At 38.8% G+C, this 26,963-nt stretch carries 28 protein-coding genes; 10 read left to right on the top strand and 18 right to left on the bottom strand.

The window, feature by feature from the left end:
* Positions 1-20 precede the first annotated feature (20 nt).
* From AC5YDM_RS04735 to coaE, 3 genes are read left to right on the top strand one after another with little or no spacing between them, the layout of a single operon-like run.
* On the top strand, positions 21-1,247 hold the full coding sequence (locus tag AC5YDM_RS04735; RefSeq protein ID WP_496150974.1) for a type II secretion system F family protein: 1,227 nt from the start codon (positions 21-23) through the stop codon (positions 1,245-1,247).
* Complete coding sequence (locus AC5YDM_RS04730; protein ID WP_496150973.1) at positions 1,247-2,107, top strand: prepilin peptidase; 861 nt, start codon at positions 1,247-1,249, stop codon at positions 2,105-2,107. The genes AC5YDM_RS04735 and AC5YDM_RS04730 overlap by 1 nt, the downstream gene beginning before the upstream one ends.
* 31 nt (positions 2,108-2,138) lie before the next feature.
* Entirely contained in the window at positions 2,139-2,744 is a 606-nt protein-coding gene (gene coaE, locus AC5YDM_RS04725) for a dephospho-CoA kinase (RefSeq protein ID WP_496150972.1), read from the top strand.
* 32 nt (positions 2,745-2,776) lie between these two features.
* On the opposite strand, the gene AC5YDM_RS04720 is transcribed toward coaE, so the two are convergent.
* The 4 genes from AC5YDM_RS04720 to AC5YDM_RS04705 form a co-directional block, all read right to left on the bottom strand.
* Positions 2,777-3,697 (bottom strand): DMT family transporter, encoded by a 921-nt coding sequence (locus tag AC5YDM_RS04720; RefSeq protein ID WP_496151241.1) that lies wholly within the window; start codon positions 3,695-3,697, stop codon positions 2,777-2,779.
* Between the two features lie 299 nt (positions 3,698-3,996).
* A complete protein-coding gene (rlmB, locus tag AC5YDM_RS04715; protein WP_496150971.1) occupies positions 3,997-4,743 on the bottom strand; it encodes a 23S rRNA (guanosine(2251)-2'-O)-methyltransferase RlmB in 747 nt (248 codons plus the stop codon).
* Positions 4,744-4,911: 168 nt separating this feature from the next.
* Positions 4,912-5,235 (bottom strand): pyrimidine/purine nucleoside phosphorylase, encoded by a 324-nt coding sequence (ppnP, locus tag AC5YDM_RS04710; protein ID WP_496150970.1) that lies wholly within the window; start codon positions 5,233-5,235, stop codon positions 4,912-4,914.
* A 70-nt stretch (positions 5,236-5,305) separates the two neighbouring features.
* The gene (locus AC5YDM_RS04705; protein WP_496150969.1) at positions 5,306-6,619 is read right to left on the bottom strand and encodes a tetratricopeptide repeat protein; all 1,314 of its coding nucleotides are present in this window, start codon (positions 6,617-6,619) and stop codon (positions 5,306-5,308) included.
* Positions 6,620-6,734: 115 nt separating this feature from the next.
* Here AC5YDM_RS04705 and recN point away from each other — a divergent pair, with 115 nt between their 5' ends.
* Positions 6,735-8,393 carry a DNA repair protein RecN gene (recN, locus tag AC5YDM_RS04700; protein WP_496150968.1) on the top strand — a complete coding sequence of 553 codons (1,659 nt, stop codon included), beginning with the start codon at positions 6,735-6,737 and terminating at the stop codon, positions 8,391-8,393.
* 30 nt (positions 8,394-8,423) lie between these two features.
* Here recN and AC5YDM_RS04695 read toward each other — a convergent pair whose 3' ends face one another.
* The 4 genes from AC5YDM_RS04695 to AC5YDM_RS04680 are packed head-to-tail and all read right to left on the bottom strand — an operon-like array spanning position 8,424 to position 11,861.
* Positions 8,424-9,407, bottom strand: coding sequence for a CsgG/HfaB family protein (locus tag AC5YDM_RS04695; RefSeq protein WP_496150967.1), 984 nt, complete (start codon positions 9,405-9,407; stop codon positions 8,424-8,426).
* Between the two features lie 52 nt (positions 9,408-9,459).
* Positions 9,460-10,059 carry a penicillin-binding protein activator LpoB gene (gene lpoB / locus AC5YDM_RS04690; RefSeq protein WP_496150966.1) on the bottom strand — a complete coding sequence of 200 codons (600 nt, stop codon included), beginning with the start codon at positions 10,057-10,059 and terminating at the stop codon, positions 9,460-9,462.
* 10 nt (positions 10,060-10,069) lie between these two features.
* The gene (locus tag AC5YDM_RS04685; protein WP_496150965.1) at positions 10,070-10,474 is read right to left on the bottom strand and encodes a DUF1425 domain-containing protein; all 405 of its coding nucleotides are present in this window, start codon (positions 10,472-10,474) and stop codon (positions 10,070-10,072) included.
* Positions 10,475-10,490: 16 nt separating this feature from the next.
* A complete protein-coding gene (locus AC5YDM_RS04680; RefSeq protein ID WP_496150964.1) occupies positions 10,491-11,861 on the bottom strand; it encodes a COG3014 family protein in 1,371 nt (456 codons plus the stop codon).
* Positions 11,862-12,172: 311 nt separating this feature from the next.
* Here AC5YDM_RS04680 and AC5YDM_RS04675 point away from each other — a divergent pair, with 311 nt between their 5' ends.
* Together AC5YDM_RS04675 and ruvX are read left to right on the top strand one after the other, a co-directional pair.
* Entirely contained in the window at positions 12,173-12,727 is a 555-nt protein-coding gene (locus tag AC5YDM_RS04675) for a YqgE/AlgH family protein (RefSeq protein WP_496150963.1), read from the top strand.
* Positions 12,720-13,163 (top strand): Holliday junction resolvase RuvX, encoded by a 444-nt coding sequence (ruvX, locus tag AC5YDM_RS04670; RefSeq protein WP_496150962.1) that lies wholly within the window; start codon positions 12,720-12,722, stop codon positions 13,161-13,163. Before AC5YDM_RS04675 ends, ruvX begins: the two co-directional genes overlap by 8 nt.
* 114 nt (positions 13,164-13,277) lie before the next feature.
* On the opposite strand, the gene AC5YDM_RS04665 is transcribed toward ruvX, so the two are convergent.
* Positions 13,278-13,901 carry an alpha-ketoglutarate-dependent dioxygenase AlkB family protein gene (locus tag AC5YDM_RS04665; protein WP_496150961.1) on the bottom strand — a complete coding sequence of 208 codons (624 nt, stop codon included), beginning with the start codon at positions 13,899-13,901 and terminating at the stop codon, positions 13,278-13,280.
* Between the two features lie 132 nt (positions 13,902-14,033).
* Here AC5YDM_RS04665 and AC5YDM_RS04660 point away from each other — a divergent pair, with 132 nt between their 5' ends.
* The gene (locus tag AC5YDM_RS04660) at positions 14,034-15,836 is read left to right on the top strand and encodes an ABC transporter ATP-binding protein (RefSeq protein WP_496150960.1); all 1,803 of its coding nucleotides are present in this window, start codon (positions 14,034-14,036) and stop codon (positions 15,834-15,836) included.
* 15 nt (positions 15,837-15,851) lie between these two features.
* On the opposite strand, the gene AC5YDM_RS04655 is transcribed toward AC5YDM_RS04660, so the two are convergent.
* The 6 genes from AC5YDM_RS04655 to AC5YDM_RS04630 form a co-directional block, all read right to left on the bottom strand.
* Entirely contained in the window at positions 15,852-16,217 is a 366-nt protein-coding gene (locus tag AC5YDM_RS04655) for a T6SS amidase immunity protein Tai4 family protein (RefSeq protein ID WP_496150959.1), read from the bottom strand.
* Between the two features lie 62 nt (positions 16,218-16,279).
* Positions 16,280-16,864 carry a CDP-diacylglycerol--glycerol-3-phosphate 3-phosphatidyltransferase gene (pgsA, locus tag AC5YDM_RS04650; RefSeq protein WP_496150958.1) on the bottom strand — a complete coding sequence of 195 codons (585 nt, stop codon included), beginning with the start codon at positions 16,862-16,864 and terminating at the stop codon, positions 16,280-16,282.
* Between the two features lie 100 nt (positions 16,865-16,964).
* Positions 16,965-17,759 carry a thioesterase family protein gene (locus AC5YDM_RS04645; protein ID WP_496150957.1) on the bottom strand — a complete coding sequence of 265 codons (795 nt, stop codon included), beginning with the start codon at positions 17,757-17,759 and terminating at the stop codon, positions 16,965-16,967.
* A 143-nt stretch (positions 17,760-17,902) separates the two neighbouring features.
* Positions 17,903-18,226 (bottom strand): DOPA 4,5-dioxygenase family protein, encoded by a 324-nt coding sequence (locus AC5YDM_RS04640; protein WP_496150956.1) that lies wholly within the window; start codon positions 18,224-18,226, stop codon positions 17,903-17,905.
* A 71-nt stretch (positions 18,227-18,297) separates the two neighbouring features.
* Positions 18,298-20,097 carry an excinuclease ABC subunit UvrC gene (gene uvrC / locus AC5YDM_RS04635; protein WP_496150955.1) on the bottom strand — a complete coding sequence of 600 codons (1,800 nt, stop codon included), beginning with the start codon at positions 20,095-20,097 and terminating at the stop codon, positions 18,298-18,300.
* A 230-nt stretch (positions 20,098-20,327) separates the two neighbouring features.
* Positions 20,328-20,747 carry a PH domain-containing protein gene (locus AC5YDM_RS04630; RefSeq protein ID WP_496150954.1) on the bottom strand — a complete coding sequence of 140 codons (420 nt, stop codon included), beginning with the start codon at positions 20,745-20,747 and terminating at the stop codon, positions 20,328-20,330.
* Between the two features lie 610 nt (positions 20,748-21,357).
* On the opposite strand from AC5YDM_RS04630, the gene fadB reads away from it, so the two are divergent.
* From fadB to AC5YDM_RS04615, 3 genes are all read left to right on the top strand, one after another.
* Positions 21,358-23,511 (top strand): fatty acid oxidation complex subunit alpha FadB, encoded by a 2,154-nt coding sequence (gene fadB / locus AC5YDM_RS04625; RefSeq protein ID WP_496150953.1) that lies wholly within the window; start codon positions 21,358-21,360, stop codon positions 23,509-23,511.
* Positions 23,512-23,523: 12 nt separating this feature from the next.
* Complete coding sequence (gene fadA / locus AC5YDM_RS04620; RefSeq protein ID WP_496150952.1) at positions 23,524-24,696, top strand: acetyl-CoA C-acyltransferase FadA; 1,173 nt, start codon at positions 23,524-23,526, stop codon at positions 24,694-24,696.
* Between the two features lie 147 nt (positions 24,697-24,843).
* Positions 24,844-25,344, top strand: a complete 501-nt coding sequence (locus tag AC5YDM_RS04615; protein WP_496150951.1) for a glycine-rich domain-containing protein — start codon at positions 24,844-24,846, stop codon at positions 25,342-25,344.
* Positions 25,345-25,370: 26 nt separating this feature from the next.
* Here the strand turns inward: AC5YDM_RS04615 and AC5YDM_RS04610 are convergent, their stop codons facing one another.
* From AC5YDM_RS04610 to AC5YDM_RS04600, 3 genes are all read right to left on the bottom strand, one after another.
* Positions 25,371-25,670 carry a hypothetical protein gene (locus tag AC5YDM_RS04610; RefSeq protein WP_496150950.1) on the bottom strand — a complete coding sequence of 100 codons (300 nt, stop codon included), beginning with the start codon at positions 25,668-25,670 and terminating at the stop codon, positions 25,371-25,373.
* Positions 25,661-26,125, bottom strand: a complete 465-nt coding sequence (locus tag AC5YDM_RS04605; RefSeq protein WP_496150949.1) for a hypothetical protein — start codon at positions 26,123-26,125, stop codon at positions 25,661-25,663. Before AC5YDM_RS04605 ends, AC5YDM_RS04610 begins: the two co-directional genes overlap by 10 nt.
* A gap of 84 nt (positions 26,126-26,209) precedes the next feature.
* Positions 26,210-26,725 carry a hypothetical protein gene (locus tag AC5YDM_RS04600; protein ID WP_496150948.1) on the bottom strand — a complete coding sequence of 172 codons (516 nt, stop codon included), beginning with the start codon at positions 26,723-26,725 and terminating at the stop codon, positions 26,210-26,212.
* Positions 26,726-26,963 lie beyond the last annotated feature (238 nt).

Here is a 26,963-nt window from a genome sequence, read left to right as displayed (position 1 = left end):
GATTAAAAAAGGACAATATTATGGCGGTCAAGAAAGCGCAAATGATGCCAACTTTTTCTTATGATGGGGTTGATCGTAAGGGCGCAAAAGTTAAAGGGGAATTGCCTGCCCGTAATATGCAACTTGCAAAAGTAACGTTACGTAAGCAAGGAATCACGATCAAAAATATTCGAGAAAAACGTAAAAATCTTCTCGAAGGCTTAATGAAAAAGAAAGTATCTACTTTAGATATCACCATTTTCACTCGTCAGTTAGCAACCATGATGAAAGCAGGTGTACCTTTAGTGCAAAGCTTTGAAATCGTGGCTGAAGGCTTAGACAACCCTACAATGCGTGAAGTTGTATTAGGTATTAAAGGTGAAGTCGAAGGCGGTAATACCTTTGCTGGAGCACTTAAAAAATACCCTCAATATTTCGATCAATTATTTTGTTCACTGGTTGAATCTGGTGAACAATCTGGTGCGCTTGAAACCATGTTGGATCGTGTTGCGATCTATAAAGAAAAAAGTGAATTATTAAAGCAGAAAATCAAAAAAGCAATGAAATACCCAATTGCCGTGATTGTGGTTGCTTTAATCGTAACCGTTATTCTAATGGTTAAAGTGGTTCCTGTATTCTCAGAAATGTTTGCTTCATTTGGTGCTGATCTACCTGCGTTCACTCAGATGGTTGTTGGAATGTCTAATTGGACCCAAAAGTACTGGTTTGTATTACTCATTGCCATTGCCATTACCATTACCGCCTTTATGGAAACAAAAAAGCGCAGTAAAAAATTTCGTGATACTTTGGATAAGATGGCACTTAAAGCGCCAATCTTTGGTGATCTGGTTTATAAAGCCATTATTGCACGTTACAGTCGCACATTATCAACCACTTTTGCTGCGGGTGTACCTTTAATTGATGCACTTCAATCTACAGCTGGTGCAACCAATAATGTTGTTTATGAAGAAGCAGTGATGCGTATTCGAGATGATGTTTCGACAGGTCAACAACTTCAATTTGCTATGCGTGCAACCAATCTATTTCCCTCTATGGCGATCCAAATGGTTGCGATTGGTGAAGAGTCTGGTGCACTCGATGCGATGCTCGATAAAGTAGCCACTCACTTTGAAAATGAAGTAGATAACGCTGTTGATGGTCTTACCTCGATGATGGAACCCTTGATTATGGCGGTTCTTGGCGTACTCGTCGGTGGCTTAGTTATCGCAATGTATCTTCCAATTTTCCAAATGGGTTCTGTGGTTTAATGTACGAATTAATCGAGTATTTTATACAAAACCCAATTGCACTCTATATTGCAATTGGTCTGCTTAGCCTGTGTATCGGTAGTTTTTTAAATGTTGTCATTTACCGTACACCAAAGATGATGGAACAGGAGTGGCATCAAGAATGTCAAATGCTACTTCATCCTGAACAAGCCATTATCGATCAATCCAAACTCACTCTAAGTCAACCTGCATCAACTTGCCCCAAATGTAAAACCGAAATCCGCTGGTTTCAGAATATTCCGGTGATCAGTTGGTTATTGTTGCGTGGTCAATGTGGCGCATGTCAAAACCCGATTAGCAGTCGTTACCCGCTAATCGAATTACTCACCGCAGCCTGTTCAATGGTGGTCGTTGCAGTATTAGGTCCGACCATCCAAATGCTGTTTGGTTTGATTCTTACGTGGGTGTTAATCGCACTCACTTTTATCGATTTTGATACACAACTTTTACCAGATCGCTATACCCTTCCCTTAGCAGCCTTAGGTTTAGCCCTGAATAGCTATGCGATTTATACCTCACCTACCTCTGCGATTTGGGGCTATGTGATTGGTTTCTTATGCCTATGGATTGTGTATTACGCATTCAAAATCATCACAGGCAAAGAAGGTATGGGCTATGGAGACTTTAAACTCCTTGCAGCCTTAGGTGCATGGATGGGACCATTACTGCTTCCACTGATTGTTCTATTATCCTCATTAGTGGGTGCAATTATTGGGATCATCTTGTTAAAAATTAATAAAGAAAATCAACCCTTTGCTTTCGGTCCTTATATTGCAATTGCAGGCTGGATCGCGTTCCTTTGGGGAGAGCAAATTATGAAAGTCTATTTGGGTGGTTAACTAACAGCTTAATAAAACAATAGGTAATACGATGACATTGATTGTAGGATTAACAGGTGGTATTGGTAGTGGAAAATCAGCTGCCAGCCAATGGTTTGAAACTCAAGGAATCAATGTCGTTGATGCCGATATTGTTGCACGTAAAATCGTTGAGAAAGGTCAACCTGTACTTGCTCAAATTCAATCAGCATTTGGTGATTGGGTGCTTCTTGAAAGTGGTGAGCTCAATCGTAAAGCATTAAGAGAGCATATTTTTCAACACCCTGCTGCACGCCAACAACTCGAAGACATTACCCATCCTGCAATTCGACAATCCATTATTGCGCAATTAGCGCAAGCAAGCAGCCCATATGTGATTCTAGTTTCACCACTATTATTTGAAACCAATCAACATCTACTGACTCAACGAACACTTTTAATTGATGCCTCAATTGAACTACAAATCCAGAGAGCAAGTCAGCGTGATGGACAAAGCGTTGAGCAAATTGAGAACATTATTCAAGCACAAATGCCGAGAGATCGAAAACTTGATTTAGCTGATGATATTGCTATAAATGACGGACATCTTGAACATCTTTATACTCAACTGCAAAAACTACATCTTCATTATTTAGAACTAAGTTTAAGCGTTGAATGAATATAAAATAATAAACCTAATGAAAAAGCAGTCTATTCAGACTGCTTCTTTTGTTGACTAATTTGTTGTGCCAAACTGTCCTTACGAAACCAGCGCCAAGGCTGCAAAGCACCAATTCCCATACCAATTAAGCCACAAATCATGGCTATGCTTAAAGGCTCACCCAGTAAAGGCACTGCAATAATTGCAGCAATAAACGGTGCCAGAGTCACGATACTTCCGGTCTTAAATGCACCCAAACGTTTAATCGCTTCCACATAAGTCAGTGTTGCTACAATCACCACAAAAATACCATGAAAAATAGTTTGACCGATCAAATGTAAAGGTTCAACTTCAGTTAAATGTTTCGGTATAAACAACAAATAAATGGGCACATACACAACGGCAGACCAAATCGCAACTCCTGACATTGCATGCCATGCAGACAATTTCCATTGCCTCAACAAAACCGTGAAAGCACCCCACCAAATCGCACTTATAATAAACAGCATATCGCCAAAACTAAAAGCAACGCCCGTCGCGCGATACATCAAAAAGCTCATCACGACAATGGAACAGAGCATAATGCTTAAGCTCAACCAAATATGCTTATCAAAGGGTTGTTTAAATAAAAGTAAACCTGCTACGGCGGTACACAGTGGAATAAAACCATTCAGAAAAATGGCAGCATGTGCCGCGGGAACATAGTGAAAAGCGCTATAACAAGTGATGCAATATGCGACACCGCCAAGCATTGCCAAAATAAAAGGCTCTTTTTTGAATAAGAATGCAACGTCTTTTTTATAGATGAGAATCGGCATTAAAATACAGAATGCCAAAATAAATCGTAATGCAGTGATATCCCAAGGGCTAATATGCCAAAGCGCGCTTAAGCGAGAACTGATGGTAAATCCCCCCCAAATACACATTGTAATCGCTACAAATGCATAACCTTGGTAACGCGTCGGGATCATCATTCTGTTCTCTTAAAATAGATTTAAAATATGAAAATGCTTCTATCGAAATATACTCATTCGCAAACAACTGATTCGACAATCACTCATTCAAAAACAATTCATCCAACAGCTCATTTGAAAATAGCATCTTCGAATGAAATCAAGTTTAAATCATGCTCTGAATGGATATGCCAAATTTAATTTATTTTGAGGTAAAACGGATTTCACCTCAAAACCTCAATGAGTCGAAAATAACTCTATCAATCGCTTTTATTGGGCAACTTGATTCAAATTTTCATTGAACCTTGAATAAATGATTAACCTTGACGCTGACGGCATGCTTCATAAAGTGCCATACCTGTTGCAACACTCACATTCAAACTCTGTAAGTTGCCTTGCATTGGAATATAAACTTTATAATCACACTGCGCTTGGGTAATTGGGCGTAAGCCTGTGTCTTCTGCACCCATAATAATCGCGATAGGACCTGTCAAATCACACTCATGAATCGGTAATGCTTCTTCATCCAACATCGTACCTACAACACGTACATTAAACTCATTCTTAATCTTATCCAAAGTACGTGCCAAATTGGTGACTTGAATAAATTTAACTTTTTCAGCACCACCTGCAGCAACTTTACGTGCTGTTGGTGTCAAACTTGCTGAGCGATCACGTGGTACAACCACAGCGTGAACACCCATAGCCGCAGCTGTACGAATACATGCACCTAAATTATGTGGATCTGTTACTTGATCTAAAGCCAATAAAAATGCATTGCTATTGTCTTGAATCAGTTTTTCCAAATCTGCTTCATTCAACGTCGGATGTGGACGAACTGCAGCAACAACACCCTGATGGAAAGGTTGACCTGCCAATTTTTCCAAGCTATCGCGACTGGCTTTTTGAATACTGACACCAAACGGCTCAGCCAATTCAAAAATACGTTTTAGACGCTGATCATCACGTCCTTTCAAAGCAAATAAAGTTAAAACACGTTCAGGTTCTAACTCCAATAATGACTCAACTGAATGCACGCCATAAAAATATTCGGGCTTAGCCATGAACGACCTCAAATTACTCAATTTAAAAAAGGAGAAAAGCGACAAAAAGAAAAATCCCGCAAAGCCGACTTTACAGGATTTTATATAGATTCTAGTTTACCTGATTTAGGTCAAAATTTCTTTGCCTAATTGAGATAAACAACGCTCACAAGAATGTCTTTAAAGGTATTAACCTTCAAAATGGCAAACGTAATCTAAAACATCATCTGTTTCGATTTTAAAACGGCTACCACCTGGTACATAGAAAGACTGACCAGCACGGAACAATTCATGTTCTTCGTTATCAGCAATCGTCACACGACATTCGCCAGAAATGATTTCCATACGCTCAGGTACATGTGTTTCAAATGTAAGAGGTTTTTCAGTTGGAAGAAGTACACCTAGTGTCTTCTTTGTACCATCTTCAAACTGAACAGTATGACTAATACATGTTCCACCGAAATATACATTAGATTTTTTTAAGACAGAAACATGATCAAACTGTGTAGACATGCGTATTCTCCAAATAATGCGCATTGTATGAATTTTAATTGAGCTAGTTTAAATGTGAGTTCACAACTAATCAATCACCCTTTTCAGCTAAATACGTGTGCAAACTCCATTGCTTAGCACTCAACTTACGTGCATAGCTTCTCGGCAATTCCACCAATATTTGTTGCGTACTCAATACCTCTGCACCATAACGACAAACTTCATTACGTTGTTCATCTTTAAGCACCCAATCTACATAAGATGCATCAGGCACAGTCACTTCTGCATAAACTTGTGAAGAGCCCTCATTCATTCCGACATGAAACTGACTTAAATCTTCAAAATCAGTTTGTTTGCTATAGCTTGGAAATGGAGCAGCATTCACATCAAAGCCTTGACTATCATGATTCAAGACACTTTGCTGAAGGGTTGGCCAAATACAATGACGTAAATAATGTTGATCCATGACCCGCTGAGCAAGGAAATTACCTGTCGCAATATAATCACGAATATGTTGTTCAATATTGCTGAATACACCGTTAAAACCACCCCACATTCCTGCCAAAATTAATTCAGTATGTGAATAATAGTCGTGCATGGTATGGAACCATTTTTTACTGTGTAGCCATTCATCTACTGCCACACGCTCTCGATATGACACCAAAGAATCAGCATCACGAACCAAGAAACAGTTTACAGTCGGATCATCCATCACAAAAAAACGCCAAAATAGCCCTGACAATTGTTTTTGTTGTTCATTCACCATAATAACTTGAGCACCTTTGGCTTTTAAACGCTGCACAATATGTTCAGGTACAGATTCATCTACATAAAAACGACATATCCATTCAGGATAAATTTCTTTGGCTAAATCCACGTTGATAATCGAAGTTTCACAATAACGAGGCAACCCACCAAACAATGAATACGCAATGATATTTTCTTGTGGGCGATGCGGATTGAAAGCAGGCGGGTTTTCTTTTATTTCAAGAATTCTAGTCTGATGAGCCACTTGTTTCTTTTTGGATTCAATCGCTAGTGCACCATATTTTTTCAATGCTTCTGAGTTTTTTAAAAAATGACAAACCTCAGCCAAACCGTCATAAATATTGGTATCTACAGTATTTGGACTATGTTCTATCGCGCTTTGATAGCGCTTAAAAGCTTTATCGTATTGACCCAAACGCAATTCGGTATAAGCCATATCCATTAAAATTGAAGGGTGCTGAGGCACTAACTTGTAAGCAGACAAGATGTGTTTGTAAGCTTCTTGAAAATCATTTTTCGCCAATGATGCTCGAAATGCTTTCGAAGCGACATCCAGTTTTTTATTCAGCCCAATGCTTCCTTGTGGCTTATTTTGCTTTTTTACCGGTGCAATCGGCAAAGGTAGTTTCATTTTCATCCTGATTTTAAGTTAGAATTATCCAGTTAATTTAATATTAGAATATTTAGTGACTTGTTACAAAAACAAAAGTTCACTATCTTTGGAATAACACTTTCGCACTTTGGATGCGTTTATGCTGACACACCTAAACCTGATCAATTTTGCTCTAGCTGACAATCTTGCAATCGATATAGAGCAAGGTTTCAACGTTCTAACTGGTGAAACTGGTGCAGGAAAGTCGTTACTCTTGGATGCATTATCAGCGTGTTTAGGTGAACGCACCGATACCAATTATGTACGTTATGGGTCTGACAAAGCTGATGTCACCGCTGTTTTCAGTTATCAAGACCTCAGCCCTGAAGCTGAATGGCTGAAAACCCATGAGCTTGATGATGAATCAGGTGAAATTCACTTACGTCGCGTGATTTTTGCTACAGGACGTAGTAAAGCATGGATCAATGGTCGCCCAAGTAGTTTGTCTGAACTCAAAGAAATTGGACGCTTATTGGTACAACTGTATAGTCAGCATAGTCAACAACAACTCTTAGAGCCTCCTTATCCAAAACATTGGTTAGATCGTTATAGTAACTTTGCTTCACATACTCAAGCTGTAAAAGACAGCTATAACACATGGCAAAAAAATATTCGCCAACATCAAGCTGCGATTGATGCCCAAACCACACGTTTACAGCGTATTGAGAGTTTAAATCTTCAAATTGAAGAACTTGAAGATGTCATTCGAATTGATTATAAAGAGACCGAGCAAGAGTTTGATCGTTTAAGTCATCATGAACACATCATGCTAGATTGTAGCTACGCCATCAATTCTTTAGATGAAGCTGAGCAAAATCTAACTCAAGAGCTCTCCTCTGTTATACGTCGCTTGGAAACCCATGCAGGTCGTAGTGAACAACTCTCTGAAATTTATACCTCTTTGGTCAATGCACAAAGTGAATTGGACGATGCCAGTGCCAATCTCAAGCAATTTATTGATCGCCAAAGTTTTGACCCTGAACGTATGGAAGAACTGAATACACAGTTAGAGGTTTTTCACCGTTTAGCACGTAAATACCGCACCCAGCCAGAATCACTCAAACAAGAATATGAGACATGGCAAGCTGAACTGGAACAGCTCAATCAACTCGAAGACCCTGAAACCTTAGCTGAGCAAGTTGAGTTATCACATCAAGTCTTCTTGGAAAAAGCACAATATTTAGATGATATTCGTCGCGAGGCAGCTGAACCCTTAGCAAAACAATTAACTGAACAAGTTAAACAACTCGCACTTCCTGAAGCCTTTTTCGAGTTCAAATTTGAACCTTTAGAACAACCTTCTGCTGAAGGCTTTAGTTTTATTCAGCTTTTATTTACTGCAAATAAAGGCATTCCAGCTCAACCACTGGGTCGCGTGGCTTCGGGTGGTGAATTGTCTCGTATTGCCTTGGTCATGCAAGTTATGAATGCTGAAAAGACAGAAGCTGAAGTTTTGGTATTTGATGAAATTGACGTCGGCATCAGTGGTGGTACTGCTGAAATTGTTGGGCGTTTACTCGGCGGCTTAGGTGAACACGTTCAAATTTTATGTATTACCCATCAAGCACAAGTTGCAGCGCAATCTGATCAGCACCTTCTAGTGAAAAAACTCCAGACAGATCCTGCAAGTAGCACCATTTTAACCCTTGAAGAAGAAGATCGAATTCAAGAACTTGCACGTATGACGGGTGGTGTTGAAATTAGTGAAACAACATTACAACACGCGAAACAGCTTAGACAGCTCAAGTTCCAAAATTAATATAGAATCCCAGTTTTAACTGGGATTTTTTTACCATTTAATTGGTTGTTCACTGGAACCAGGTGTCATTTCGTAGGTAGGTACAAAGTTTGATCCTTCACTTGCTGATTTAGCCTTAAGTTTAAGTGCAACGAGTACATCATCAGCCAGTGATTCCGCAAATTGCTCTGCACCGCTAGATTGCACTGAATTATCTAATAAATTCTGGACCTGATTTTGACTCAAATTACGATTAAAGTTACCCGCAGCAACTACTTTACTAGTATTGGCCTCAATCACTCTCCAAGAAATATTCACTTGTTCAGCACCATAGTTTAACCCATACATAGTCTGACCATTATCTTGGGCTAAATTATTAATACGACCAACCAATAAATAATCTGCCCCGACTTTTTGTTGCAGTCTAGCCATTTCTTGTGGTGCACCATCCCATAAAATAAACTCACTTTCGGATTGCATTTCCTCTAAATAATGACGATCCACCAAACTTAATTGGCCAGTTTGCGATAAATAATTTCCTAAATTATCAGCAAGCTCTGAACTAAATTCTCTCGCTGACTGATCACCCAATCCTCGATTGTTTTTTTCAGAAAATTGAAATGGTAATACAGCAATCCGGCGTTGTCCTTGATCCTGCACTGAAGATTGATATTGAATAACATGGGCACGAACTTTTGCTCGGTAATTATTCTTTGATCCTGTAACATTCAAAACTTGAAATTTTGAAACAGATCCAGAACCGGAACTATCCACGCTAAAAATTGGAGAGGACTTCCCAGAATATGACCATTGACGATTAGACAAAGACATGTTGACTGTATACTCCATATCAACACGTTGGGAAACCGTTGTTCCATTAACTGATTGAACTGCAATAAGTAAAGCTTCCGATATTGCCTGATGTTGAGTAGGCCCGCTTCCTGAAGCTTCTTTTACAACCTCTTTCAGCTGTGCAAATGCAGTACTACTGCAAACTCCTAAGATTGTTAAAGCAGATATGAGTATTTTTTTCATAATTTTCTTCTAGAGTGATTACGCTTTAGACGTAATCACTATGCTATTTTTGTTACATACCAAAAGCTGAACGCTTACCTGATTTACGAATTTCTTTCTCGCTCGTCCATTCAACAATACCCGTCTGAACGTTTTGCAACTTCAAAGTAAATTTGTAATATACGTCACTACGACCACCAGCATTTTTAACAATACTAGAAAGATTTCCATTCAGCATATATTCAGCACCGATATGACCTCCCGCTTTTACTGAAGTCGCTTGGTTTACTAATCCACTGTTTTTTTGATAATTCAACTGGTTAGCCATAGCATTCACTGCAGTCATATCTACAAAGCGAAACTTACCAGAATTAATCAATTTGTTCTGAATTGTGTCAGTAATCGATTCTGTATCAATATGCTCTTGAGTTTTATTACGGATACGGTCTACAAACATAACAGGACGACGTGTTTGAGTAAGCTGAACGATCACTGGGAATGTCAACATATCATCAACCATTTTGTCTGCAATCATTTGCAAATCTGTTGAACCAAAATCGGTTGTTAAAGTTTCAACTGATTGAGCATCACCATAACGAACAGCACTTGTAGATGCACACCCAGTGAACGCTACTGCAGTTAAAACAGAAGCAAATAAAACTTTAATATTCATTGTAAAATCCTTAATCTTTCTTTAAATAAACAACAACATCTACAGCTGATGGATTTGGTGCGACTGATTGGACAGTTTTCACTTCACGCCCAGTCAGTTGAATTGGTTTCCAACGTGATCCCTCAGGGTTGACTTCCATGCCTTGAGCATCTACCCAGACAATTTTATATTCGAAATTTTTACTCATAAACCAGCGGTCTTTTATCGATAGAGATACTTTCTTTAAATCACCTACGGTTGCCATGCTGATGCGTTCAATCATTACCTCTGTCGTAAGTTTTGGATTATTACCAATCGTTTTTACCGTGTAACTTCCATCAGTAGAGGTTTGAGTCGAAAGTGAATTTGAAACCGTACATCCAAACAAAGTTGTTGTAATAACAACAGCTAAAGAAAGTTTAAAAATTGAAACCATAATTGACTCTTTAAAATTAATAAGCGAGCGTACTTACACTCGTAGTGATTTTGTCATTTACATCGTTTACATAAACAAAAACAGTTTGATTTGGAACAATCTCAAGCTTAAGCACATCACTTTTCGAATTGTGACCCAAGACTTGTATAGAATGATCCCCTGGATTTAATTCAAATCGGGATATTTGCGTATTGCTTGGAAGTGTAGACCAAGCCCTCAAATCTGCCCGCTCAGTAGCTATATTCATCATTGTGCCTGCCAATTGACCAATGGCACCAAATTGATTACCAAGCTCTTGCTGAACTGCATACTTAGTTGTTGCTCTTAGAATTTGGGTAGTAACAGTGCTCAGTGTTTTATCTTTTAATTCTTTTACTGCTAAGGCTCCAATATCATTTAATACAAAGCTTTGATGCATTGTATTACTCCCCACCTTCACTCGAAGTGTCTGAGGTGTTTGATAAGTGCTAGGCTCATAAGTTGCAAAGGCAATATTCACAATGCCATTTGGCAAAGGTAATGCTAATTTATTTTCAATTTTTTCGGGAACTGTGCCTTGCTCAATAAAAACAATAACAGGTACTGTATTTCCTTTTTTGAGTTGGTTTTGATCTAGACGTTTGACATCTTTAGCAATGTATTGGTCAGGCTGTAATTCATAAGATTTTTTATAATCAACCAATGCATCATTCAAATCCCCTGTTGCTTCCCATAAGTTGGCTGCCATATAAAAAGCATAAGCATTCTGATATGAGTTTTTAATTTTACCTGCAATAGGATCCAAACCATGAAATGCTTCATCAAGTAAGCTGAAAGCTGATTCATTATTTGTGTTGACTTCTTTATTATTTAGCTTTGCAGTTTTCTTTTCTAACTCCTTCTGATGATCTACTTCGATCTCACGCTGTATCCGTTGAGCGATACGCATTTCAATACCAGCGGCTTCTAGGTTATTTAAATAAATATAATTTTTCGCCTGAGCAATATGAGCCAACACTTGCTCATAGTGCGGTACGTCATAAGGGACAATTGAATCATTACTAACTAATGATAAAGCTTTAAACCCAAGACGGCTCACACTTACCTTAGCTCTATTATTTTGCTTATCGATTACATCAAAGGCTTGTTTATAAACACCACAACTTTCTTCATACTGGTGATTGACCTGCAAAAGACGAGCTTTTTCTAACAAATAAAGCCCCGCATCCTTAGATTTTATTTTTTTATCAAAGTTCTCAATGATATTTGGTGCAAGTTCGGAGTTTAAGTGATTTCGAAACATCCCCCCTTCTTCAGCATAAGTACTAAAAACAGCACCATTTGTTGTATTGACCAATCCTAGTAAAACAAATGAAAAAATAAGCGTATTTTTTTTTAAATAGTTCATGAATTTAAATAAATTTCTCAATATTCACAAAAGGATACAAACATTAACACTATGTTTCAATAAACAAACATTCTGATAAATATTGTTACACTTATTTAGTTTTAATTTGACTTAATAATGGAAAATTAAAGTTTTAAATATTCTATTTAAATAGTAAAAAAAACTCCTATTACTTACTATTACTAAATCTAAGCTGTAATTTTTTTTAATTTTTTTTTTTTGAAAAGATGTAATTATTGATCATATTTTTTTCAAATCCATACAAATTAAGGTATTGTTCTTGGAAACAAATAATTTGGAGCAGCCTTTAGGTGAGTAAACAGTTTCTGACCCACCGTTGTCTTATTGCCCCACCCGATTTGGCCGATGACTTTTTTGCCAATACCGTCGTCTATATTGCACGCCATGACGAAGATGGCGCACAAGGTATTATTGTGAACCGCCCTTCAGGTATTCAAGTCAAAGAGTTGTTAAACGACCTAGACATTGAAGCAGACCACGTTCGTCCTCATGAAGTTCTGCAAGGTGGTCCGTTACGTCCAGAAGCGGGCTTTGTACTCCACACAGGGCAACCCACGTGGCATTCATCCATTGCCGTGGGTGAAAACATCTGTATTACCACTTCAAAAGATATTTTAGATGCAATTGCGCACAATGAAGGTGTTGGTCGCTATCAAATTGCTTTAGGCTATGCGAGTTGGGAGAAAAACCAATTGGAAGAAGAGATGTCTCGTGGTGACTGGCTCATTTGCGACTCTGACATGGATTTAATTTTTAACTTACCTTATGACGATCGCTGGGATGCTGCCTTTAAGAAAATTGGTATAGATCGGACTTGGTTATCTTCAGAGATTGGACATGCCTGATATGTCACAGCCACAGTTAATTATGGCTTTTGATTTTGGTACACAAAAAATGGGAATGGCGGTGGGTTCATCACTCATCGAAAGTGCGACTCCACTGGCGCTATTTCCAATGAAAGATGGTATTCCAAACTGGGATACTCTTTTAAAAATCGTAAAACAGCATCAACCCAATTTATTTTTGGTCGGATTACCCTTAAATATGGATGATTCCGAATCTGAGCTTTCAGCACGTGCCCGCAAATTTGCACGTCGTTTACGTCACCAAACCAACATCACGACTCACATGGTCGATGAACGCTTAACCACACGTGAAGCACGCGATGAACTTGATCATTATCAAGCGCAAGGTCGTGGCAAAAATATCTCTGCCGATAGTATTGCAGCCACTTTATTTATTGAAAGTTGGTATCGCAGTCCAGAAGGCATTCAACCTTAAAAGGTTTTATCTTCAAGAAGTCTAATCCTATAAAAATGTACTTTTTAAAACACATTCTGAGTGATTTAGAATGATCAAAGCATTCATTAGAATGCTTTTTTTATATCAGCCATTTTAACGCGGATAAAAATATCGAAATGTCAGATTAATACGTGGTTCGATGATTTTTGTCGACTTGGCAATCATATGTTTCCAATATTTTTGAGTCAGCCCTTTCATCACAATTAATTGTCCACTGACCAGCATCACATCGACAATTTCATCTTGAAATTTATGTTTAAAGCGAAACTTTCGAGTCGCACCCAAACTCAGCGAAGCAATAACTGTTTCTCCTCCCACCTCGGACAATAAGGATGGCTCATCATCACTATGCCAGCCCATACCTTGTGAGCCATTTTCATAAAGGTTAGCCAAGCATGAATTAAATGAATGACCCGTTAATTCTTCAATATGCTGTTTTAAATTCAGCAGTAACGGATTCCATTGATGCGCCTGCTTTGCCATACCTGAGTAATGATATTGGTAATTCTCATCGCCATACCAAACTACCTTACGAGCAGTTTGATAATACTGTCCATGTAGAATGACTTCATCATTTTGCCAAGCCAAATATTGATAAAAATAATCAAAATATTGCTGAGCTTCATCTGCATTTAAGATCAATCCAAAGTCTTGAACAATCCCATCTTGAGGTAAAAGATTATCTGAAGTCTCGGGTGCAAATAATTCAAAATTCATAGCTTCACTCTCATCGGCATCACATGATTTTAATTCAATTTTGAAGCTGACAAATTTAAACATTGTATGTGCTTGTGACATGAAGATTTCAGGCTTAGACTTAGATTATTGAGACAATAAAAACAATCGCTTATGAATCTTTGGCAACTCTTTCAGAAACTCCGACCTTTTGTTCGTCCTTATCGACTATTGGTTATCGCTACTCTCATTTTGACCTTAATCGGCTCTTTTACCGCTCAGGTGAATGCGCTCACGCTTCAATATGCGGTCGATAGCATCAACGAATTGGTTGAAAATGGTTTTGGACTGGCTGAAGGCTGGAATATTCTGATCACCATTTCTGCTATTTTACTGGGTAAAGAAATCCTCAATGCTTTTGTTCAATTTGGTCAAAAATTTTACGGCGAAAAACTCCGAATCTTGGTTTCTCAAGATTTAGCTCAAGGCATTATTGAAAAATTCCTCACCTATCGTTTGGCTTTTTTTAATGAAGACAACAACCAAGCCGGAAAATTACAAACCCGTATTGATCGAGGCATCGGCTCGCTCACACGTTTAGTTCAAATCTTTTTTATCGATATTTTACCGCTATTTACCAGTGCATTCGTTGCGCTTGGCTTGATGTACTATGCCAATGTCTACGTTGGTTTGGTGGCAACCACGATTGTGCCGATTTACTTTTGGCTGACCTACAAACAAGCACAAAAACTCGGTGGGTGGCGACGGAATCTCCGCGATGGTCGTGAGAAAAAAAGCCAAGGAATTTTAGGTATTATCAACTCCATTACCGTGATTAAGTCCTTTAACCGCGAAACGATTGAATCAACCAAGCAACTTAAACTACAAAAAGAACTGACCGACAACCAAATGCAGACACGTCAAATTAGTTTTTTATTTGATGGGGTAAAAACATTTATTGAACAAATCGGAATTGTCTTAATTATCATTTTGACCGCTTATTTTGTTTTAGATGGACAAATGAGTATCGGGATGATCATGTTTCATGTGTTGCTGTTTAACAATGTCTCAGCACCTATCCGTTCTTTGCATCGAATTTATGACGAAGTAAACGATGCCATGATTTACTCAGAAAGTTTCTTTAAAATTTTAGAAGCAGACGATCAGATTGAACCAAGTGGTTCACTTAAGCCCGAGATTCAAGGCAAATTCACCTTGAAAAATGTCGAATTCTTTTATCCAAATGGTCACCATGCATTGAAAGAAATCAATATGGAAATCCGTCCCAATAAAATCACGGCACTGGTTGGATTATCAGGTGCGGGTAAATCAACACTGATTAGTTTACTTGATAAATTTTACGAACCGAAACAAGGTTGTATCGAATTAGATGGAGTGGATCTCAATAAGATTGACACTCAGTATCTACGTGATCATATTGGTTTGGTCTTACAAAAAAATCACATTTTTCAAGGCACTATTTTAGACAATATCCGTTATGGAAAAATGGATGCAACCAAAGAACAAGTCATTCAAGCAGCAGAGAAAGCCTCGATTCACGAACAAATTCTACAACTACCTGACGGTTATGACTCTGATGCATTACAACTTTCAGGTGGTCAACAACAGCGGATCGCCATTGCACGAATGTTCTTGAAAGATCCACCGATTATTTTTTTGGATGAACCTACGGCGAGCCTTGATGCGATCGCCTCTGAACAGATTAAAATTAGCCTAGATCAAATCAAACAAGGACGTACTGTGATTATTATTTCACATAGCTTATCGCAAATTATTGATGCTGATTACACCTATGTGATGAAAGAGGGAGAGATTGCGGAGCATGGTGAGCATAATGCGCTTTATCATCAAGATGGCGTATATAAGGAGATTTTCGATGCTATGGCGAAGAGTCTAAATATTGATAAAATTGCCAAAACCTTTGAGGACGATGGCGATGAAGAAACGCATAGCTAATTCAGCACTATTTTTTCACAACTCATTTCTTAAATCGAATTCAAGCACTTGCTTGACTTGATCTTGATACTCCGCTGAATAAGAAATTTCCAAGCAACGCATTAGATACGCGCTGATCGTTGCTCCTTTGTATCCATTCAACTCATTTTCCAATTGCTGATCAACATAACGCTCAAGTAACTTTGCTGCCTCGATACTATGATTGCCAATTTGGAAATAGCCACCTTGCGCAATATTCGCTTCATATTCATAGTTTTTTGACTTGGACAAACAGTAAGCAATGCCTGCGTTATGCAAATATTCAGCTGTTCTATCATTCTCATCGGCTTGTGCTAAGCCACCACTTAAAATCAGCAACCCAACAAAGGTGATACTTTTCATTTTTATCATTTCGTCTTTTTCTTTTGATCATAAAAAAGCTCCTATTCAAGGAGCTTTCAAACTTAAGGCTGTTTCAAGTAAGGCCATGCCGCTTTCAGGTAAATAAACATTGACCAAAGCGTTAAGATCACAGCGGTATAAAGCAGGCCATACGCTACCATTTCTAGCGGTGGCCAATTCAATAAGAATACTGAAATCGCAATCATTTGAAATGCCGTTTTGTACTTTCCGACAGTTGAAACCGCCACATTGGTACGCGCGCCCAACTCAGCCATCCACTCACGCAAAGCAGATACCGTGATTTCACGTGAAATAATCACAATTGCAGCAAATGCCATCGAAATGGTTGGAACCCATTGCACCAAGACAATTAAAGCTGCAGCTACCATCAACTTGTCAGCAACAGGATCAAGGAAACGACCAAAAGCAGAGGTTTGATTTAAGGTACGAGCCAAGTAACCATCGAACCAATCAGTCACTGCCGCAATCACAAAAATCGCAGTCAAAACAATATGACGCGTCATACTGCCTTCCTGATCAGCACCAATCGCAGGCGGCCAATACGCAATAATTAAAAATACAGGAATCAACGCAATACGAGCTAGCGTCAAGATATTTGGAATATTCAGGATACGACCTGTAGACATAGACACCGCCAGTTTGTCCCCTACTGCTTTAAATTCAGCAATATACTTGAGCTTAGATATTTAATTCGCCTACTTTAAACGATTCATTATCCGCTGTCGACTAGGCAAATATGGTCACAGTCTGTCTTGAAATCGCGATTAAACGGTCATTTGCATCCCAAATATGTGCATATTCAGTCGCGTAGCCATTTTCAGCATAGTCTGTAAATACTTTATATTTAAACCAATCTAAACGCTGGAAATCAATTTCATCAAGTAAAGTCACATACCATGACAAAGAACTCCCAGGTGCAGGTGTCTTTAAAACCGTGAACGCTCCTGCGGGCCAAATATCTAAAAGTGCTAAAAACTCAGCTGTACTCATTTTACCTTGCTTGAAGAACTTTTCAGTAAATCTAAACCATCCACCAAAATCAGCATCTGGACTTGCAGTACAAGGATACCCTCCCTCTGCCCATGCCAAATCGAAATTTTGATAACACTGCGGCATCAGTGAATGATAAGCCAATATTTTTAATTGTTCTGGATTCGGATATTGCGGAGCGAGACGATGTTGATTCACCTTGAGATTAGACTCACGCTCAGACCCAAAACTTGCCAACATGATGCTCATCACCTGATCGTCTTGCCAGATGCGTGCTTCAAGCGATGTCACAGACTTGCCTTGACGTAGAATTTCAACACTGACCTTTACGGGTTTTTCTTGGATAGGTGCGACAAAGGTGACACTGACCGTCAATAAGCGTTTGAGCTGATCGTCCACCACAAATATAGATTTGTGTAGCATCATTGCAGTGGCTAAACCACCAAAAATAGTTCTACCCTGCAACCAACCTTGCGGAATATCAACCCATTCTTTTTCTTCTAAATCTTTGAATAATTGACTTAAAGGCATCACATCTGCTCAATCGAATTCATTTTTCGAGCATGGTTGAAATTCAGTACGAGCTAAATGATCAATGACTCAAGCGTCAATGATCATTTATGCAAATCTCAACATGTTTAGCCAACTCTAAACATTCATATAAAACTTAAAAATTATGAAAAAATAGCCAAGTTTAATGCTAAAGGCTTTTCTAGCCATTTAGCATCTTGAGTATGTGCCAAATATGCATTGTCATCTAAAGGATGAATCAACACGGATAAATTCAAACCATTAGAACTCAATGCGTTTTTGATCTGCGGTAAAATTGATTGATCAAACTCAAGCTGAAACATCGGTTTCGTATGAGGACCAACTAATTTCTGATGAATTCGACCATAACTAACTGTTTCGCCAAACTCTTGCTGTAGCTGTGCATATAATAATTCGATGATCTGAATTTGATTTAAATCAAAATAGACATGCGCATGGTATTTCATAAATTTCTAGGATCTCAAAGCATTCAAAATAAGTGTCTAATGATGTTACAAACCATCCAAACTATGCTGACTTACTCATGCAATATTTTATAAACCGTTCTTGCCAACATATCACCAAAACCTGGTACGAGTTTCAGATCATTCTCCGATGCTTTAAGCACCCCTTGTATCCCACCAAAATGAGTTAACAAATCACGACGACGTTTAGCGCCAAGTCCCGGAATCGCCTCAAGTACGGATTGCCCACGGCGCTTATCGCGTTTGGCACGGTGTTTAGTGATTGCAAAACGATGGGCTTCATCTCGTACCTGCTGAATCAAATGCAAAGCTTTATGATCCTCAGGCAGTTGAATCTTAGTACCATCGTTAAAATGGAGTGTTTCTAAGCCGGGTTTACGCCCTTCGCCTTTAGACACCCCAATCATGAATGCATCCAGTCCCAGATCTTTCATGACATCCATGGCCATATGTAATTGACCTTTACCACCATCAATCAACAGTAAATCGGGAAGCATGGCTTTTTTGTAGCGCCGCGTGAGGGCTTGGCGCATAGCTGCATAGTCATCGCCACCTGTAATATCTTCAATAGAAAATTGACGATAATCACGCTTACGAATGCCACCACTGTCGAAAACAACACAAGAGGCGATCGTAGCCTCACCCATCGTATGTGAAATATCAAAACATTCGATCCGATCAATGGGGCGCCCTACTACTTGTTCAAGCTGATGAAAACGTTCATTCAGCTCAAAATGATTCGCCAACTGACCTTTGATAGAATGCTGAACATTCATACTGGCGAGTTCAAGCCATTCGGCACGTGTTTCTCTGACCTTATGTTTAATTTGGACTTTTTTTTCAAAATTCTGCTGTAAAGCTTGTTCCAACTCTTTGGTATCAGGCACTTCGACATTCACAATCAATTCATTTGGAATTTCATCTGCCACTTGGAAATAAAAGTTCGCAATAAAGTCGGCAAGCATCTGCCCCAAATCATCGCCTAACATATCTGGGAAATAGCTTTTACCGCCCAGCATCTTGCCATTACGCACATGCATAATTTGCACACAGGTCACTCCTGCCTGATAAGCAATCGCAAGGATATCTGCCTCACCTTTGACTTTATAAATGGCTTGCTGGGTTTGCACGTCACGTAATAGCGCCATACGATCACGATAGAACACTGCTTTTTCAAACTCTAATGCTTCCGCAGCCGCTTCCATCTTTGAAATCAGTTCTTGATTTAGCTCTTTGGTATCGCCTTGTAAAAACCGAATCGAGTTATTCACATCTTCTTTATAATCTTCTGGAGAAATCAGCCCAACGCAGGGTGCTGAACAACGCTTAATTTGGTATTGCAGACATGGACGTTTACGCTGTGAGAAATAACTATTTTCGCATTGACGTACATTAAATAGTTTTTGCAGGACAACTAAGGTATCTCTGGCGTTATACGCACTGGGATAAGGCCCAAAGAATTTACCAACTTGATGCTTTCCTTTGCCACGACCACTGGCAATACGCGGATAAGGCTTATCACTCGATACGAAGATATACACATAGGACTTATCATCCCGCAACATAATGTTGTACGGTGGACGATGCAGTTTAATCAGGTTTTGTTCGAGCAATAAGGCTTCTGTTTCAGAACGAACAACTAAGGTTTCAATGTCATAAATACGTGCAACCAAAGCTAAGGTTTTCGGATGCTCGATATTTTTAACGAAGTAACTCGACACACGATTTTTAAGATTTTTTGCCTTACCTACATAAAGTAATTCACCCTCTTTACCCAGCATGCGGTACACACCCGGCAAAGTGGTCATATTGGCTAAAATCTTTTCAATATTATCTCGTGCGTTTTCGTTCACAGTCGGCTTTTAAAATGTTTGAGATATTTAGATGATGGGGCAAGTCGACCACATTTCCAAGCCCTGCATCTGAATATAGGTCAAATCATGACGCAGACTTGAAATGTTATAATTTCTTAGATTAGCTTTTAAAGCGCTAAAGCTACTCAATATTGAGATGAGCTATATATTAAACTGCGATCACTCAAAAAATTTAAAGATGAATACTTCTAATAACAAAACGTATAGATCTATCCAACAGCAAGTTGCTGCTCAATCGCCTCACAAAACTTAGCCTTATTGCGTGGTGCAACCAAAATAAATTTAGCTTTTCCATCTTTCAGATAATCAATCTTGAGCCGATCAAGTGATAAAGCGGGTGACGCCACCGAGTTATTGGTCACCGATACTTTTTGAATATCAGATAAGGGAATACTCCACCTTAGAAATAAACAACGAATCGTAAGTTGTCCTGCTTTGATCGTATATTTAGTATTGAACACAGGCCACCACAAAACCAAAATCGTGATAACGTAAACGGCGGTATGTACTGGAAATTGATAAGCCGTGCCTTTGGTAAACATGGTAATTAACAGTTGTAATAGCAAACCTGTCATACAAATTAAAAATGCCAAAACCCACCAATCTTTTTTAGAATAAAATACTTGCAATGCTCTTCCCCAAAAGCGTTATTGAACAAATCATACCTGAACCACAACGACAAATGATAAAAAATACACATGCGAATCATCAAAAATGAAGTGTATAAATGATCAAGAAAATCATTCCATAGAAAGAATCATCAAGTCTAAAAAGTCCGAAATCTGATTGATTTTAAGTGCTGAAACTTCAGTTGACGCCTTATGAATTGATAAAAGATTGAATACAACACATTACCTATCAAGAACAATTTTGAATTTACTGAGACTCAAACTTAGACTTTTATTTAACCCAATTGACTTTTTTGACAATTATATTTTATTTGGATTGAGCTTGATTTTCAGCTTATACCCCCTATATTAAACATGGGATATGATAAAAATTTGAATCGAAACAAAAGCTTCATATCGTAGACAAATTTTAAAGCTGCTCTAGACATGACAATACCAACGGAAAACTAGATAAAAATAGATGACCCTTGCGTCACGGCTTGATACAACTTGTTATGTTCTTTTTGGATATAGTTATCGTAAGATTAGCGAAGCATAAATGTGCGCAGGACATACGCACACGCTTCAAAACATCAACTTAAGAAGTCCTCCAAAAAAAGGAGATCAGGGCATGATCCACGCTGGCAATGCCATTACCGTCCAAATGCTTTCGGACGGAATTGCAGAATTCCGCTTTGACTTACAAGGTGAGTCGGTTAACAAATTCGACCGCACAACAATTGAAGATCTTAAAGCTGCAATTGCTGCTGTTAAATCAAACGCTGAGATTAAAGGTCTTATCGTTACTTCAGGTAAATCAACGTTCATCGTTGGTGCCGACATTACAGAATTTGGTGAAAACTTCGCGCTAGGTGCTGAAAAAATCGTGGAATGGGCAATGCCTGTTCATGACATTTTCAACAGCTTTGAAGATTTAGACATTCCTAAAGTTGCTGCAATCAATGGTATGGCATTGGGCGGTGGTTTTGAAATGTGTCTGGTATGTGACTACCGTGTCATGTCAGAAGCAGCTCAAGTGGGCTTACCTGAAATCAAACTTGGGATCATCCCTGGTTTCGGTGGTACGGTTCGTTTAAGCCGTGTCATTGGTATCGACAATGCAGTTGAATGGATGGCAATGGCGAATCCTAAACGTCCTGATGCTGCATTGAAAGACGGTGCTGTTGATGCGGTCGTGGCTGCAGACAAACTACAAGACGCTGCGCTTGATCTGGTTAAACAAGCGATTTCTGGTCGTTTAAACTGGAAAGCGAAACGCCAAGAAAAACTTGATCCAATCAAGTTAAACCCACTTGAACAGATGATGGCATTTAACTCATCTAAAGGTGTGGTTCTTGCGAAAGCAAATCCAGCTCAATACCCTGCTCCAAAATTATTGCTTGATTCTATGCAAGCAGGTTCTAGCCTTGATCGTGATGGTGCACTTCGCCAAGAAGCTGAACATTTCGCTAAAGCGGCTGTAACACCACAAGCTGGTGCATTGATCGGTTTATTCATCAATGACCAAGTAGTGAAGAAAACGTCGAAGAAACATGAAAAAGGTGCACATCCAGTCAACCAAGCAGCTGTTCTAGGTGCAGGTATCATGGGTGGTGGTATTGCTTACCAAGCGGCGAGCAAAGGTACACCAATCATCATGAAAGATATTGGTAATCCGCAACTTGCTTTGGGTATGAAAGAAGCAAATGGCTTACTCACTAAACAAGTTGAACGTAAAAAGTTAACCCCTGCGAAAATGGGTGAAACACTTGCACGTATCCGCCCAACTTTAAGCTATGACGAGTTCAAAGAAGTCGACATCGTGATTGAAGCGGTAACTGAAAACCCGAAAATCAAAGCAGCTGTTCTTGCAGATACAGAGAAAAATGTTCGTGAAAACACGATCATTGCATCAAATACGTCTACGATTTCAATCACGCGTTTGGCTGAAAGCTTACAACGTCCTGAAAACTTCGTGGGTATGCACTTCTTTAACCCAGTTCACATGATGCCTTTGGTTGAAGTGATCCGTGGTGAAAAAACATCTGCTGAAGCAATCGCTACAACTGTTGTTCTTGCTCAGAAAATGGGTAAAACACCAATCGTTGTGAATGACTGCCCGGGCTTCCTTGTGAACCGTGTACTGTTCCCTTACTTCGGTGCATTTGACCTATTACTGAAAGACGGTGCTGACTTCCAGCAAGTCGACAAAGTCATGGAAAAATTCGGCTGGCCTATGGGTCCTGCTTACTTGATGGACGTTGTTGGTATTGATACTGGCGTTCATGGTGCAGAAGTGATGGCCGAAGGCTTCCCTGACCGTATGAAACCAAGTTTCAAAGGTTCTATTCAAACCATGTATGAAGCAAAACGTTTGGGTCAAAAGAACGACGTTGGTTTCTACAAATATGAATTAGACCGTAAAGGTAAGAAAGTGAAAACTGTTGATCCAACAGCATACGACATCATTTCATCTGTTGTTACAGGTGAAAAACGTGAATTTGATGCTCAAGAGATCATTGACCGTATGATGATTGCTTTCTGTAACGAAACTGTTCGTTGCCTAGAAGACAATATCGTTGCAACACCAAACGAAGCAGATATGGCAATGATCATGGGTGTAGGCTTCCCTCCATTCCGTGGTGGTCCAGCACGTTATATCGATCAAACAGGTGTAGCTGAGTATGTTGCGCTTTGCGACAAATATGCTCACTTAGGTAAAGCTTATGAAGCGCCACAATTGTTGCGTGACATGGCTGCTAACAACAAAAAATTCTACGGTTAAGGAGCAACGTGAATGGCTAATTTAAATCCACGTGACGTTGTCATCGTTGATGGCGTTCGTTCAGCAATGGGTAAAACCAAAAATGGTATGTTCCGTAACGTTCGTGCCGACAATTTATCTGCTGAGCTCGTTCGTGCATTGGTTGCTCGTAACCAGTTTGATACAAACGAAGTTGAAGATGTGATCTGGGGTTGTGTAAACCAAACTCTAGAGCAAGGTATGAACATTGGTCGTAACATCGTGTTATTGGCTGATTTACCGAAGACTGTTGCAGGTCAAACTGTAAACCGTCTATGCGGTTCATCTATGCAAGCCATCCATACTGCTGCTGCTCAAATTGCGACGAACCAAGGTGATGTTTTCATCATCGGTGGTGTGGAGCATATGGGTCACGTCGGTATGATGCACGGTATTGATTTAAACCCTCAAGCGTCTAAGCATTATGCGAAAGCGTCTAACATGATGGGCTTAACGGCTGAAATGTTAGGTCGTATGAATGGTATTACCCGTGAAGAGCAAGATGCTTTCGGTGTTGAGTCGCATCGCCGTGCTTGGGCTGCGACTCAAGCGGGTCGTTTCAACAATGAAATCGTGGGTGTCGAAGGTCATGATGCTGAAGGTAAACTTCAGTTATGTGATATCGACGAAGTGATTCGTCCTGATGCGAACCTTGAAGCATTTAAGGCTCTACGTCCTGTGTTTGATCCAAAAGGCGGTACGGTAACAGCTGCAACATCTTCAGCATTGTCTGATGGTGCTTCTGCGATGTTATTGATGTCTGCTGAACGTGCTCAAGCTTTAGGTCTTAAACCACGTGCTGTGATTCGCTCTATGGCTGTTGCAGGTTGTGATGCTGCGATTATGGGTTATGGTCCTGTTCCTGCAACTCAGAAAGCACTTAAACGTGCTGGCTTAAGCATCGGTGATATTCAAACGATTGAATTGAACGAAGCGTTTGCTGCTCAAGGTCTTTCTGTAATGAAAGGTTTGGGTATTTATGACAAGCAAGACATCATTAACTTAAACGGTGGTGCGATTGCTTTGGGTCACCCATTGGGTTGTTCTGGTGCGCGTATTACCACGACGTTGTTAAACGTAATGGAACAACAAGATACTCAAATCGGTCTTGCGACCATGTGTATCGGTCTTGGTCAAGGTATTGCAACAGTGATCGAACGTGTTTAAGTTTTAAATACGTGACTAAAAGAAACCCCGCTTAATGCGGGGTTTTTTTGTCCCTTATTTGTCCCTTTTTTGACACACTCAAACTGTCATTATTCCTTTTGTAGACACCAACTACATAAAACACTTTAATAGCAGAAGGAAAAACCCATGACAAATCTAGCAATTAACTTAACAAAAAATTCAGCTTTAAAATGCACAATTTTGCCTATTTCAATTGCAACTCTGAATTTTGAAAAATTAAAATTTAAACTTACATCAAGTAAAGAGTTCAAAATGTCAAAAGATGTTTGTGATTTTGCTGAACAAGAATACAAACGCTTTTTAGCTCTAAAATACTTCTACCCTAAAGAGACTCTTGTACCTAATAAACTAGTAGATGAATTTTGGCATGCACATATTTTAGACACGAATAATTATCAAATCGACTGTATGAAAATATTTGGAACATTCCTTCATCATTATCCATATTTTGGAATTTATGATGAAGTTGATCAAGAAAACTTAGAAACAACTTTTAAGCGAACAAAAGAGCTATATCAAATATGGTTTGGTGCATATCCTGATTTTACAACCTCAGCTCGTTGTGCTGATCATGCTTGCCATGTGCCTACAAGCTGTGCTTGTAGAGTCCCAGGCGCTTGTAAATAAAAAATGGGGAGTTTTTACTCCCTTTCCTATTTACATAAACTCTTAATCAATCCATCAACTTTCAGATCAAATTTTTTCATTTTAATATCGCTATTATTCTTTTCCCAAAGCTTATACTCCAGAAAGAAATTATATTTTTTTAATACATCCTCTTTTTTTAAAGATATATTTCCCAGCTTGGCACGCTGAATTTCTTTTTTTAACTTTTCGTAAAAAACATCATCATATTTAGAAAACTCATCACTGAATGCTTTTAATTTTCCATCATAACAAACCTCTAACAACTCCAAAAATTTATCTAAATGTTTATTATGATTTACCGACATTCTTTTTCTCCCTCATAAGCAAGGGATTCTCTCAACTCCTCCCATTTTGGATAGTCAGTTCTTTCAACAATATAACTCACAAAACATGTACAAGTTTTAGCAATTTTTTCTGAAGACCAGTTAGGTTTATACTGTGCGTAATTTGCTTTACAGTTTCGATCAAATACCTCTATTTGCCATGTATCCCAACTTGTATTTAAATCGGAATAAGGAATTTCCATTGGCTTGAGCTTTTCCTTAATTTGATCTATACCAAATCCACCTAAGCCCCCTACAAAGATTGAAATGACTAAAAAAGGTAATAATTTTGTACCTTTTTTTTCTTTTTGAATAACCAATAAGTCATATCTACAAGTTCCACATTTATAGATACCTTGACGGTCAATTTCTTTAACCCTATTTGTTGAATTACATTTACTACAAATTAAATAGCCGTTTGTGTCTAGATCACTCATTATAAATTTGATTAATTCTTTGATTAATCTATTATTTTAATAATCACATTATAAATCAATAAGAAAATTAAAATTTTAAAATATTTAATTCCCCCTTCCCCCACCACGCCATTGATCCCCAAACACCTGATTCAACCGTTGTTCATCAAACGTAATTTGAATCGCACCACCACCATGTTGTATATGATTCAATGCCTTTTCACGATCAATCCCTAACGGCTCAAGTATCTTAAATATTCCAGAACTTGGATCAGCCGATTTAAAACCTGCCGCCACACTCAACACATACTCTTGTTGTAAAGGCGTCAACTGACTCATATCAGGCAATGGCGTTTGCGGTTGAACATTCAAAGCGCCCATTTGATCATGAAATGTCGTATTTTGAATATCTTGCTCTTTCTTAATGATCTGATGCTGTAAAGCTTTACGAACTTTCTCATCTTCCTGAAAAGGCGTCACCGTCGTCACGACTTCATCACGCAAGTCATCATCTGCCATGAGTTGAATAGAAGGAAGACTCGCTACATCCTCAGCCTGCGCAACGCTGAAAGGTATAGAAGCAATAATGCTAATGATCAAACAAAGTTTAGAAAAACGCATAAGCCGAACTCTTAATCTGAACCGCTCTAAAGAAATGAGCCATAGGGAGAATAAAAAGACTCTTTTAAATAGGCTACAACAATCACAATCATGATTCACCTAAGCTCAGATAAACGGTGAAATACCACCATAAGTCTATAAAAGTGATCATGACTCAAGCTCCACTCGATCTATTCTCATGAGCGTGTTGAGATAAAACATATCTTGATGATTTTAATCACGATTGAAATCGTACAGA

The organism is Acinetobacter sp. CY81, from assembly GCF_059515925.1.
The sequence above is the reverse complement of the archived record's forward strand: the minus strand, read 5'-3'. Positions and strand labels throughout refer to the sequence as shown.